The organism is Amycolatopsis sp. NPDC051071, from assembly GCF_040682875.1.
Lineage (GTDB): Bacteria > Actinomycetota > Actinomycetes > Mycobacteriales > Pseudonocardiaceae > Amycolatopsis.
In genome coordinates this window covers 1-12,602 of the sequence record NZ_JBFBBY010000020.1, presented here as the reverse complement: position 1 = coordinate 12,602, position 12,602 = coordinate 1, and the positions used below count along the sequence as shown (strand labels likewise).

General features: G+C 68.2%; 9 protein-coding genes. 5 read left to right on the top strand and 4 right to left on the bottom strand.

Annotation, left to right across the window (positions count from 1 at the left end):
* Nucleotides 1-29 precede the first annotated feature (29 nt).
* Nucleotides 30-1,106: a tartrate dehydrogenase gene (locus tag AB0M65_RS09935; RefSeq protein WP_364024270.1), complete on the bottom strand. Its 1,077-nt coding sequence runs from the start codon at nt 1,104-1,106 to the stop codon at nt 30-32.
* Between the two features lie 56 nt (nt 1,107-1,162).
* Nucleotides 1,163-2,626: an NAD-dependent succinate-semialdehyde dehydrogenase gene (locus AB0M65_RS09930; protein WP_364024267.1), complete on the bottom strand. Its 1,464-nt coding sequence runs from the start codon at nt 2,624-2,626 to the stop codon at nt 1,163-1,165.
* An 88-nt stretch (nt 2,627-2,714) separates the two neighbouring features.
* On the opposite strand from AB0M65_RS09930, the gene AB0M65_RS09925 reads away from it, so the two are divergent.
* Both AB0M65_RS09925 and AB0M65_RS09920 read left to right on the top strand, forming a co-directional pair.
* Nucleotides 2,715-3,965 carry an aminotransferase class III-fold pyridoxal phosphate-dependent enzyme gene (locus AB0M65_RS09925; protein ID WP_364024264.1) on the top strand — a complete coding sequence of 417 codons (1,251 nt, stop codon included), beginning with the start codon at nt 2,715-2,717 and terminating at the stop codon, nt 3,963-3,965.
* Entirely contained in the window at nt 3,965-4,462 is a 498-nt protein-coding gene (locus tag AB0M65_RS09920) for a DUF3830 family protein (RefSeq protein WP_364024261.1), read from the top strand. Before AB0M65_RS09925 ends, AB0M65_RS09920 begins: the two co-directional genes overlap by 1 nt.
* Nucleotides 4,463-4,526: 64 nt before the next feature.
* On the opposite strand, the gene AB0M65_RS09915 is transcribed toward AB0M65_RS09920, so the two are convergent.
* Nucleotides 4,527-5,510 (bottom strand): hypothetical protein, encoded by a 984-nt coding sequence (locus AB0M65_RS09915; RefSeq protein WP_364024258.1) that lies wholly within the window; start codon nt 5,508-5,510, stop codon nt 4,527-4,529.
* A gap of 173 nt (nt 5,511-5,683) precedes the next feature.
* Here AB0M65_RS09915 and AB0M65_RS09910 point away from each other — a divergent pair, with 173 nt between their 5' ends.
* Nucleotides 5,684-8,647, top strand: a complete 2,964-nt coding sequence (locus tag AB0M65_RS09910; protein WP_364024437.1) for a BTAD domain-containing putative transcriptional regulator — start codon at nt 5,684-5,686, stop codon at nt 8,645-8,647.
* Here AB0M65_RS09910 and AB0M65_RS09905 read toward each other — a convergent pair.
* Entirely contained in the window at nt 8,631-9,422 is a 792-nt protein-coding gene (locus tag AB0M65_RS09905; protein WP_364024255.1) for a Calx-beta domain-containing protein, read from the bottom strand. The genes AB0M65_RS09910 and AB0M65_RS09905 overlap by 17 nt on opposite strands.
* 185 nt (nt 9,423-9,607) lie before the next feature.
* Between AB0M65_RS09905 and AB0M65_RS09900 the strand changes: the two genes are divergently transcribed.
* Nucleotides 9,608-10,981: an FAD-binding oxidoreductase gene (locus AB0M65_RS09900; protein ID WP_364024252.1), complete on the top strand. Its 1,374-nt coding sequence runs from the start codon at nt 9,608-9,610 to the stop codon at nt 10,979-10,981.
* Between the two features lie 23 nt (nt 10,982-11,004).
* Entirely contained in the window at nt 11,005-12,558 is a 1,554-nt protein-coding gene (locus AB0M65_RS09895) for an acetolactate synthase large subunit (protein ID WP_364024249.1), read from the top strand.
* The last annotated feature ends 44 nt before the right edge of the window (nt 12,559-12,602 follow it).

Below are 12,602 nucleotides of genomic sequence, written 5' to 3'. Positions count from 1 at the left end.
CACACTTGACACGCCTCTATGCGGATGGGTCAAGATAGAGCGGCGACCACCGCGGACCCGAGTTCGGCGGTGGTGGACTTACCGCCGAGATCAGGGGTCCGCACCACCGCCTCCTCGAGAACCTTTTCCACCGCAGCGTGAACATCTTGTGCCGCGACGGTTTCACCGAGATGGTCGAGCAGCATCGCCCCCGCCAGGATCTGTGCCACCGGATTCGCGATGCCCTGCCCGGCGATGTCAGGAGCACTCCCGTGCACCGCCTCGAACATGGAAGGAAAGTCCCCTGATGGATTGATGTTGCCCGAAGGCGCCATTCCGAGCCCGCCCGTCACGGCCGCCGCCAGGTCGCTCAGAATGTCGCCGAAAAGATTCGAAGCGACCACGACGTCGAGCCGCTCCGGCGCCTGCACCATCCGCGCGGCGAGCGCGTCGACATGGCATTGTTCGGCGTGGACGTCCGGATATTCCGCGGCGATTTCGAGGAAGATCTCGTCCCAGAACGGCATCGAGTGGATGAGACCGTTGGATTTCGTCGCCGAGCAGACCCGTCCCGTCCGTGTCTTCGCCAGTTCGAAGGCGTAGCGGATGATCCGCTCCACACCGACCCGCGTGAATACGGATTCCTGTAAGACGAGCTCGTTTCGCTGACCACGGTTGTGACGGCCGCCGATCTCCGAGTACTCGCCCTCGGAGTTCTCGCGGACGATCACCATCTCCAGTTCCTCGGCGCTCCGGCCTGCCAGTGCCGAGGTGGTACCCGGCAGCAACCGGACCGGCCGAAGGTTGACGTACTGGGAGAACGCGCGCCGCACCGGGATGAGAAGACCCCACAACGAGACATGGTCCGGCACACCGGGGAAGCCGACAGCACCGAGGAAGATCCCGTCGAAACGGGAAAGCTGCTCGATTCCGTCGTCCGGCATCATCGAACCGGTCTTGGTGTACCGCTCACAGCTCCAGTCGAACTCCGTCCAGGACAACGAAAAACCGTGCGATGCCGCCGCGCGGTCGAGGACCTTGCGAGCCTCGACCGTGACGTCGACACCGATCCCGTCGCCGGGGATACCGGCGATCCGATAAGGAGAAGCCGATGTTCGAGAAGTCACTACAGGAGAAGCCGATGCTTGAGCGTTCGATGCTTGGGAAATCGGTGCTTGAGAAGTCACAGAGCCACCGCGATGTACTTGGTCTCAAGGAACTCGTCGATGCCGACGGTGCCGCCTTCACGGCCGAGTCCGGACTGCTTGATCCCGCCGAACGGCGCCGCCGGATTCGAGACCAGCCCCTGGTTGAGGCCGATCATGCCGGCTTCCAGCCGTTCCGAAACCCGGAAAGCCCGCTTCAGATCGGAGGTGTACACATAGGACACGAGGCCGAATTCGGTGTCGTTCGCCGCCGCGATGGCCTCGTCCTCGCTGTCGAACGGAGTGATCGGGGCGACCGGGCCGAAGATCTCCTCCGACGCGAGCCGGGCGTCCTTGGGCACGTCGGTGAGCACCGTGGCCTGGTAGAAGTTACCCGGACGGTCCACAGTGGATCCGCCGGTGAGTACACGTGCTCCTCGTTCGGTGGCGTCGGCGACCAGTCCGGTGACCTTCTCCACCGCGGCTTCGTCGATGAGCGGGCCGACGACGACACCTTCCTCGGTGCCGCGGCCCATCGGCAGGGCCTCCATCCGTTCGGTCAACCGACGGGAGAACTCGTCGACGATGCCTCGCTGGACGTAGAAGCGGTTCGCGGCCGTGCAGGCCTCGCCGATGTTGCGCATCTTCGCGGTCATCGCGCCTTCGACGGCGGCGTCGAGGTCGGCGTCTTCGAAGACCAGGAAGGGGGCGTTGCCGCCGAGTTCCATCGAAGTCCGGAGCACCTTGTCCGCGCACTGCTCCAGCAGTTTCCGCCCGACGCCGGTCGAGCCGGTGAAGGACAGCTTGCGGGCGCGGCCGTCCCGGATGAGAGGTTCCATCACGCCGCCGGAGTCCGACGTCGTGAGCACGTTCAGCACTCCTTCCGGCAGCCCTGCTTCGGCGAGGATCGCCGCGAGGGCCAGCATCGAAAGAGGGGTCTGGGCGGCGGGTTTGATGACCATCGTGCAGCCGGCCGCCACCGCGGGGCCGATCTTGCGGGTGCCCATCGCCATGGGGAAGTTCCATGGCGTGATGAGCAGGCACGGCCCGACGGGCTGCTTCGTCACCAGGAACCGGCCGCTGCCGTTGGGTGCGACGGCGAAGCCACCGTCGATCCGGACGGCCTCCTCCGCGAACCAGCGGAAGAACTCGGCCGCGTAGGTGATCTCGCCCTTCGACTCCGCGAGCGGCTTGCCCATCTCGAGGGTCATCAGCAACGCGAGTTCGTCGGCGCGCTTGATCAACAGCTCGTAGGCGCGGCGCAGGATCTCGCCGCGTTCGCGTGGGGCGACGTTCGCCCAGTCGGCCTGTGCGGCGACGGCGGCGTCGAGTGCGCTGACGCCGTCCGCCGGTGACGCGTCGGCCACCTCGCACAGGGCTTCGCCTGTCGAGGGGTCGAGAACGGGGAAAGACTTCCCGCCCGTGGCGGGAACCCACTTGCCGCCGATGAACAGTTCCTTGTCGACAGCCGCGACTACGCCGGCCTCACTGATCGAGCTCATCCCAACGCTCCTCCTTGTTGTCCCGAACGCCATGCTATGGATATTGTCAACAATCGACAACAGCTCAGCCGACCTAGGAGCGCAGCCCATGGCCCAGCTATCACCGCTGCTCAAGCAGGCAACGCCGGTCGTGGTCGACCACGGTGAAGGGGTGTACCTCTACGACACCGATGGCAAACGTCACCTCGATTTCACCGCCGGTATCGGCGTAACCAGCACGGGTCACTGCCACCCGCATGTGGTGAGCGCCGCGCGGGAGCAGATCGGCAAGCTCATCCACGGGCAGTACACGACGGTCATGCACAAGCCGATGCTGGACCTGACCGAGAAGCTGGGTGGTGTGCTGCCTGAGGGGCTGGATTCCCTCTTTTACGCGAACTCGGGCAGCGAGGCTGTCGAAGCGGCCCTGCGGCTGTCCCGGCAGGCGACCAAGCGGCCCAACGTCATCGTCTTCCAGGGCGGGTTCCACGGCCGGACGGTCGCGGCGGCGACCATGACGACGTCGGGTACCCGGTTCAGTGCCGGGATCTCGCCGCTGATGTCCGGTGTGCACGTCGCGCCCTTCCCGTACGCCTTCCACTACGGCTGGGACGAGGAGACCGCGACGAAATTCGCCCTGCGGGAACTTGACTACCTGTTCGCGACGGTCTGCGCGCCGAACGAGACGGCCGCGTTCTTCATCGAGCCGGTGCTCGGCGAGGGCGGGTACGTCCCGGCGAACCCCGAGTTCCTCGCCGGGATCCGGGAACGCGCGGACAAGCACGGGATCCTGCTGGTGATGGATGAGATCCAGACCGGTTTCGGCCGGACGGGCAAGTTCTGGGGGCACGACCACTTCGGGGTGCGCCCGGACATCGTGCTCATCGCGAAGGGCCTCGCGAGCGGGTTCCCGATCTCGGGCATCGCCGCGTCGGAGGAACTGATGGCGAAGGCACTTCCCGGTTCCCAAGGCGGGACCTACGGCGGTAACGCGGTGGCCTGTGCGGCGGCGATCGCCACACTGGAGGTGATTCAGCGGGAGGGCCTGGTCGAGAACGCCGCCGAGCGCGGACGACAGCTGCTCGAAGGCGTGCGGGTGATCGCGGACAAGTCACCCTCGATCGGCGATGTCCGCGGGCTGGGACTGCTGGTCGGCTCCGAATTCACCACCCCGGACGGCGAACCGGACACCGCGAAAGCACAGGCGGCGCAGAAAGCCGCTTCCGCCAACGGGTTGCTGCTGCTGACGTGTGGGGCGTACATGAACGTCGTCCGGATGGTACCGCCGCTGATCGTCGACACCGAGCAGGTCGACGAGGCGCTGCGGATCTGGGGTGACGTCGTGGCGGAGGTCGAGTGATGGCCCGCTACATCACGATCACTCTCGACAAGCGCGGGGTGTCCTGCCGGGCCCGGCTGCTCGACGCCGAGGCCCCGCGGACCTGCCGTGCGGTGTGGGACTCGTTGCCGCAGAGCGGTTCCGCGTACCACGCGAAGTACGCGCGCAACGAGGTCTACACCCTCGTGCCGCCGTTCGCCGAGCCCAAACCGGGCCGCGAAAACCCCACGGTGACCCCGATTCCGGGCGATGTCGTGTACTTCGGCTTCGAGGCGTGGGAGATCGGCAATCCGGCGTACGGCTATGACGAAGAAAGCGAGGCGCACAGCGACCAGGGCGCGACCGATCTCGCGATCTTCTACGGGCGCAACAACCTGCTGATCAACGGCGACGCGGGCTGGGTGCCCGGCAACGTGTTCGCGACGATCGAAGAGGGACTGGCCGAAATGGCGGAAGCCGCGCAGGACCTCTGGCTGCGTGGCGTCGAGGGCGAGACGCTTTCGTTCGCACGTGCGTAAAAAGCTCGGGGGCGATGCGGGTTCCCCACCCGCACCGCCCCCGAGCCGGCACCCCTCCCTCGCTTTACTGAGCGGCGGTGATCCGATACTCGACGCCGCCGACCTCGTTACCGCGCTGGTCGACCTGAGTCACGTGGACGGTGTACTTCCCACCGGCCGCCTCCGCACCGGCGGTGAAACTGAGCTTCGCGGGCACCTGCTCGCCCGACTTGAACGTCAGCCCGCTGATCCTGGCCTGCTGCGGGTTCACAATGGCCAGTTCGGTCTCGCCGACCCGTTCGATGCCTTCACCCTTCGCGCCGCCTGCCCGCCAGCGTGCGGCGAGGTCGGGACCGAGGTCGATGGTGATCCGGCCCGGGCCGGTGAACGGCTTGCCCGGCTGGGCGAAGACGATGTCGCCGACCACCGTGGGCTCACGGCCGTCCCAGCCGAACACGATCGGCCGGGTTTGCGGGACCTTGATCTTGAGCGGGACCGCGTTCACGTTGTGCCAGGCGATGTTGTTGTTGTTCCGCGTGTTGGTGGACGTGCTCAGGCCCTCCGTCGGCAGGTCGGTCGGCGAGAGCCACCGGGCCAGCAGGCAGAAGTGCGAGCCGATCGGGACATGCCACGGTATGACGACCGTTTTGGTGCCGTAGGGCACGGCGACGTTGGCGGCCGTGCCGATGTAGTTCCACTGGTTCGGCCATTGCGCCACGGTGCCTTGCGCGGTGTACCAGACCTGCAGGTTCCCGTTTTCAAGTCCGTCCCCGTACGGGCCGGGGCGGTTCAGGGTGACGTGGATGAAGGCGTTGCCGCCCTGGACGATCGGGTCGTCGGTGGCGCACAAGATCGTCGCCGAGAAGCACACCCGGATGTCGGGACTAGAGTAGAGCGAGCCGGACGAGGCCTCGTACCCGTAGTCGTTTCCGTTGTCCCGGATGAAGACGTCGCTGCGAGCTTCCGGTGCGGCCTGCACCGCCGGTGCGACACCTGCGAACAAGGTCGCGACGGCCAGTGCGGCCGAGGCGATCAAGGTTCTCCGGCGCCGCTGGTTCCTGCTGATCATGTTTCCCTCCTTGGGCGAAACATTCGACCCACTGACCGTCGATCAGGCCGGTTGTGGCGCGGTTGTCGAGATCGTGTGCCCTAATTGGCCGATTTCGGCCGGTCCCCACCCGGATACGCTCACCGAGGTCACATGCCGGAGGGAGCAGCGTGCCCGGGCCAGGGGATTTGCGGGTGCTGGGCCCGGTCGAAGCGATCGGCCCCACCGGGCGGGCGGAGCTCCACGGCGCCCGCCAGCGAGCCGTGCTCGGCGTTCTCGCCCTGCACGCGGGCACCGTCGTGCCGATCCCCCGGCTGGTCGACGTGCTGTGGGGCGAGGATCCACCCCGGACGGCCGTGAAAACCCTGCACAGCCACGTCGCCAGGATCCGGCAGGCGCTGGAGGATTGCGGGTTCCCGCCGGTGTTGCTGACCCGCAAACCCGGGTACGTCCTCACGGTCGCGCCGTCCTCTGTCGACGCGCTCCGCTTCGAGGAAGAACTACGTGCCGCTCAGCGGGACACCCCCGGACAAGCGGTGACCGCGTTGCGCGAGGCGTTGCGGCTCTGGCACGGCGAGGCCTTCGCGGACGCCGAACTCGACGGCTGGGGACTCCGCGAGGTCGAGCGTCTCCAGGAACTGCGGCTGTCCGCCTGGGAAGAACTCTGGGCAGCCGAACTGCGGCTCGGGGAGCACGACGAGGTCCTGCGTGAACTGCCGCGCCTCCGGGCCGAACATCCTCATCGCGAACGGCTCGCCGCACTGCACATGCTCGCCTTGCATCGCTGCGGAAGACATGCCGAAGCGCTCGAAACCTTCCAGTCCGTGCGCCGGGGGCTCGCCGAGGAGTTCGGTGTCGACCCCGGCCCGGAGCTGGTCGCGTTGCATACGTCGATCCTGCGCCGAGCGCCCGAACTCGACGCGCCAACGCGGGGCACCGCACCCGCGCAACTACCCGCCCGCGTCGGGCACTTCACCGGACGGCTGCACGAACTCGCGTCGCTGGACCGGCTTCTCGACGAACCCGAGCGGCCGGTCGTGGTCGTCTCCGGCGCGGCGGGTATGGGTAAATCCGCGCTGGCCGTGCAGTGGGCGCACCGCATCGCCGATCGCTTTCCCGACGGCCAGCTCTTCCTCGACCTCGCCGGGCACGACCCGCACGAAGCGCTTCCGCCAGGTGACGCGCTCGCCCATCTGCTGCGTGGTCTCGGCCTTCCCGACGATCGGCTGCCCGACGCGACGGCCGAACGCGCCGCACTCTTCCGCTCGCTCCTGCACGGCAAGCGGTGTGTGATCGTCGCGGACAACGCGGGCGGTGTCGACCAGATCCTGCCGCTCGTTCCCGGCACGGCGAGGACGATGCTGATCGTGACCAGCAGGCAGACCCTGGCCGCGCTGGGCAGCAGGCACGCCGTCCACGTGCTCGCGCTCGACGCGCTGGCCGATCCGGAGTCGATGACCCTGCTCACCCGCGTGCTGGGCGCCGAGCGGGTCGCCCGTGAACCCGAGCAGGCCGCGCGGCTGGCCAGGCTGTGCGACGGGATGCCACTGGCGCTGCGGATCGCCGCCGCACGCCTGTCCGGGGAACCGGGACGGCCGATCGCCGAGCTCACCCGCGAGCTGACCGGCGTCGGGCGTCTGGAAACCCTTGCCGTCCAAGGGGATTCACGGACCGTGCGGACCGTGCTCGCGAGCGCCTACCTGCCGTTGGACCACGCGTCCGCGCAGTTGTTCCGGCTGTCCGGGCTGACGCCGGGGACGTCATTCAGTTCGGCTCTCGGTGCCGCGCTGTGCGGGGTGCCGCCCGAGGCGGGCCGGGCCGCGGTCGCCGCGCTGTCCGCCGCGCATTTGATCACCCCGGCCGGCCCGGACCGTCACCGCTTCCACGACCTGATCCGCGAATTCGCCGTCGCGTGCGCCCGTGCCGACGAGACGACGGCGAGCCGGGCCGAAGCCGCGGACCGGCTTGTCGACTGGTATCTGCAGATGGCCGCCGAGGCGAACCGGATCATCGACCCGAACCGCGATCTGGTCATCCCGGCGTTGCGCCACCCCGCGCCCCAGCGGCCGTTCCCGGCGAAAAGGCATGCGGCGCTGGCGTTCCTGAGTGCCGAACGCGCGAATCTGCTGCCCGTGGTGCGGTTCGCGCGCGAGCACGGCCGCAACACCGCCGCCTGGCAGCTGACCTATCTGCTCACCAGTTTCTACGACACCACGGGTGGCTGGAACGAGCGGATCGGACTCTGCCGCGAAGGTGCCGCGGCCGCCGCCGAACTCGCCGATCCCTTGGCGGAAGCGGAAATGCTGCGCGCGCTCGGCGCCGCGTACTTCATGACCCGCAGGCTGACCGACGCGCTCGAAACCAACGCCCGCGCCTTGAAGGCCGCCCGCGCGGCGGGTGATCTCGAAGGCGAAGGGCATATCTACAACAACACCGCGAACGCCTACGCCGCGCTACGCCGGTTCGACGAGGCCATCACCGCGTACCAGCTCGCGGTGGAACGGTGCACCTCGGCAGGCAACCGGCTCGGGCGGGCGCTGTCCCAGCGCAACCTCGGCCACGCCTACATCCGCCGAGGCCAGGCGATGGACGCCCTCGGTCCGCTGATGGCCGCGCTGGAAACTTTCCGCGAACTCGGCAACGCCCGCCTGGAGGCCGCCACCTTGGACACCCTCGGCGAGGCTTACGAAGAACTCGGCGATCACGACGTCGCGCTGGAACACCTCGGCAAGGCGCTGGCCGCGTCACAGGCGATCGGCGACCGGTGGCAGGAGTGGGAATCCCTGCTGCACGCCGGCCAGGTCCACCTTTCCCGCCGGGACTTCCGAGCCGCGCGGAACGATTTCGATCAGGCGCTGCTGATCAGCCGGGACGTCGGGAACCGGCACAGTGAGGCGGCCGCACTCGACCGGCTCGGCCGTGCCTGCCTCGGGCTCGGAGATCTGGCCGCGGCGCGGGAGAACCTTGAACGCGGCCTCGCGGTCCGGGCCGGGGTACCGGATCCCTACGAGGAGGCTCACCTGCACCGGGACCTCGGCGACCTCGAGGCGCGTTGCGGTGACACGGCCGCCGCGGCCGCCCACTGGGCCAGAGCTGTCGAGCTCTACCGGCGGGCGAACGCGACGTCCGACGCCGACCTGGTCACCGGCCGGGGCTGATCACCACATTCGAAATCGCGTACACGAGCTTCCCTTGTGAGGGCTGGAAGAACTCGACCCGGGCCTTCCCAACCTGCTCGCCGGGCAGGAGCGTGAACTCGGCGTATCCCCGCGTCTCACCACGCTGGATGGTGACGATCCCGTCCTTCACGGGCACGTGGCCGGTGCCTTCGGTGCGGTAGCGGATCGTGAGCGGCCCCGCCCACGGCCGGGAGAGGACGATCGGCACCTTGCAGGACGTGCCCTGCGCGTAGCCGAGCGGCATCGACCAGCAGATCTCGCCATCCTGGGTGGTGAGCAGTGGTGAGGTCTTGACCGAGTCGTCATCGGCCACCCAGGCGACGCCGACGCTGTGCCCGATCCGCACGCCCTTCTCGCCGTACAGCAGGAGGGAGAACATCTCGTCGTTCTCGGCACCGGAGTCGGCGCGGACCTTGACCGCGACGGTCTGCGGATCCGTCCGGCCGGACCAGGTCAGCGTGCCGGCGCCCGGCGCGTAGTCGGCGCCCTCCTTGGCGACGAACGCCGGATCGACCGGCGAGCCGTTGCCCTCGATCGTCCGGTACTCGACCGAACCCTGCGGAGCGCAACCGCCGTCGGCGACGGAAGCGGTGAAGAGGAAGGTGGTGTACCCGGCGCTCGTTCCCTCGGCCTGACTGACACCGCTGACGTTCACGACGGGCGTCGTGCAGCCCGTTTCCCCGCCTTCGGCCGCCGGTACCGCGAGCCCGAACGCGACCGCGAGCGCCGCCCCCAGCGTCCCGATCCGTCTCATTCTTGATCCCATCGAGCGTCCACCCCTTCCGGCGGGCCGCCGGAAGGCCCGCTTGCGACATGCGTAGCCGAACGAGGTTGTCGCGAGGTTGTGACCGGCAAACATGAAAAGGTTTCATGGCCACGGCCGCCCGCTACGTACTACGCTTCGGTAACCAGGCAAGGACGCGTGAGGAAGGGCTGTCGATGGGCGATGTTGCGGCACGGTTCGCCGAGATCGTCGGGGACACGAATCTGCTTTCAGGCGAAGTGATCCCCGAGGACTACGCACACGACGAGGCGTTGACGGCCGCCCCGCAGCAGCCCGCTCACCTGGCGAAACCGGGGAGCGCCGAGGAGGTCGCGGAGCTGCTCAAGGCGGCGGGCGAGTTCGGCGTCCCGGTCACCGCGCGCGGCTCGGGCACCGGCCTTTCGGGTGCCGCGCGGCCGCGCGAAGACGGTCTCGTCATCTCTTTCGAGCGAATGAACGCGGTACTGGAGATCGACACCGAGAACCACGTCGCCATCGTCCAGCCCGGCGTCACACTGTCCGAATTGGACGAGAAGACCGCTGAGGCCGGGCTCGGCTACACCGTCTACCCCGGCGAGCTGAGCGCGAGTGTCGGCGGCAACGTCGGGACGAACGCGGGTGGTATGCGCGCGGTCAAATACGGCGTCACGCGGCACAACGTCGTGGGCCTGCAGGCGGTGCTGCCGACCGGCGAGATCATCCGGACGGGCGGCAAGACCTCGAAGGTCTCGACCGGGTACGACCTGACCCAGCTGATCATCGGCTCCGAAGGCACCCTCGCGATCGCGACCGAGGTCATCGTGAAGCTGTATCCGCGGCTGCCGCACGGCGCGACAGTGCTGGCCCCGTTCGAGACCTTCGACGAGGTGATGACCGTCGTCCCGAAGATCATCTCCAGCGGGCTCGCACCGCATATCGTCGAGTACATCGACAACCTGACCCTCGCCGCGATCAGCTACAACGAGAAACTCAGCCTCGGTGTCCCGGACGGCATCCGCGATTCCGCGCAGGCTTATCTGGTGGTGGCGCTGGAGAACCGTGACAACGACCGGCTGCACGCCGACATCGAAGAGCTCGGCGGCCTGCTGGGCGATCTCGGTGCGATGGACGTCTACGTGCTCGAAGGCGGCTCCGCGCGCAAGCTCATCGAGGCCCGCGAGAAAGCGTTCTGGACGGCCAAGGCGGTCGGCGCCGACGACGTCATCGACGTGGTGGTCCCACGGGCGGCCATGCCGGAATTCCTGCGCCGGACCAGGGAAATGGCGCTTTCGCGCGAAGCCGGCGCGCTCGGCTGCGGGCACGCCGGTGACGGCAACGTCCACCTCGGCATCTTCTGCAAGGACCCGGAGAAGCGGAAGAAACTGCTGACCGACATCTTCGCGCTCGGCATGGAACTCGGCGGCGCGATCTCCGGCGAGCACGGCCTCGGGCAGACCAAGTCCGAGTACTTCCTCGCCTTGGAGGACCCGGCGAAGATCGCGCTGATGCGCCGGATCAAAGAGAGCTTCGACCCGGCCGGGATCCTCAACCCCGGCGTTCTTTTCCGCTGAGAGGGCTTGAAAAAGTGAGTGAGATGAACGGCGCCCAGTCCCTGATCCGCACGCTCGTCGACAGTGGCGTCGACGTATGCTTTTCCAATCCCGGCACCTCGGAGATGCATTTCGTCGCCGCACTCGACACCGTGCCCGAGATGCGCGGCGTGCTCGGCCTGTTCGAAGGCGTCGTCACCGGTGCCGCGGACGGGTACGCGCGGATCGCCGGCAAACCGGCCGCGACACTGCTGCACCTCGGCCCCGGTCTCGGGAACGGGCTGGCGAACCTGCACAACGCGCGCCGCGCACACACCCCGATCGTCAACGTGATCGGCGATCACGCGACTTACCACAAGCAGTACGACGCCCCGCTCGAATCGGATATCGAGGCCGTCGCCGGTTCACTCGAAGGCTGGGTCCGTCGCTCCGAACACACGAAGGACGTCGGCGCCGACGCCGCCGCGGCGGTCGCGGCCTCCCAGGACTCCCCCGGGCAAATCGCGACACTGATTCTCCCGGCCGACGCGTCCTGGGGTGAAGGCGGCGAGACCTGCGCTCCCATCCCGCCACGAATCCCGCAGGCCGTCGACGCGACGACGGTGAAGAACATCGCCGAGATCCTGAAGGGCGGTGAACCCGTCGCGCTCCTCGTCGGCGGCGGGGCCTGCCGCGAAGCCGGGCTGCGCGCGACCAGCCGGATCGCCACCGCGACCGGGGTGAAGGCGTTCGTCGAGACGTTCCCTTCGCGGCTCGAACGCGGCGAAGGCCTGCCGACGATCGAGCGGCTGGGCTACCTCGCCGAGCAGGTCGCGTACCAGCTCGACGGGATCAAGCACGTGATCATCGCCGGGACGAAGGCGCCCGTGTCGTTCTTCGCGTACCCGGGCAAGGCGAGCGATCTCGTCCCCGAAGGCGCGCAAGTCCACGTCCTGGCCGACATCGCGCAGGACGTCACCCGCGCGCTGAACGAGGTCGCGGACCTCGTCGCGGCGGAGACGGAACCGGTGCTCCAGGAAGCTGCCCGGCCGGCGCTGCCGTCGGGACCGCTGACGCCGCAGAACTGGGTCGAGGTGATCGGCGCGCTGCTGCCCGAGGGCGCGATCATCGCGGACGAGGCGAACACCTCCGGTCTGCTGCTGCCGACGGCGACCGCGGGTGCGCCGCGGCACGACGTGCTGACGCTGACCGGCGGCGCGATCGGCTACGGCATGCCCGTCGCCACGGGCGCGGCCGTCGCCGCCCCGGACCGGCCGGTGATCAACCTGCAGTCCGACGGCAGCGCGCTGTACACGATTTCGGCACTGTGGACGCAGGCGCGGGAGAACCTCAACGTCACCACGGTCCTGCTGAACAACCGCGCGTACGCGATCCTGCGGCTGGAGTTGCAGCGTGTCGGCGCGGACGCCAGCGGGCCCAAGGCGAACGAACTGCTCGACCTTTCGCGGCCGGATATGGACTTCGCCAAGATCGCCGAGGGCATGGGCGTTCCCGCGACACGGGCGACGACCGCGGAGGAACTGGCCGAACAGTTCCAGCGCGCGCTGGCCGAGCCGGGACCGCATCTGATCGACGCGATCGTGCCGACGCTGTTCTGAGGAGGTCGTGAGTGATTTGGGTCGTTCTAACGACCCAAATCACT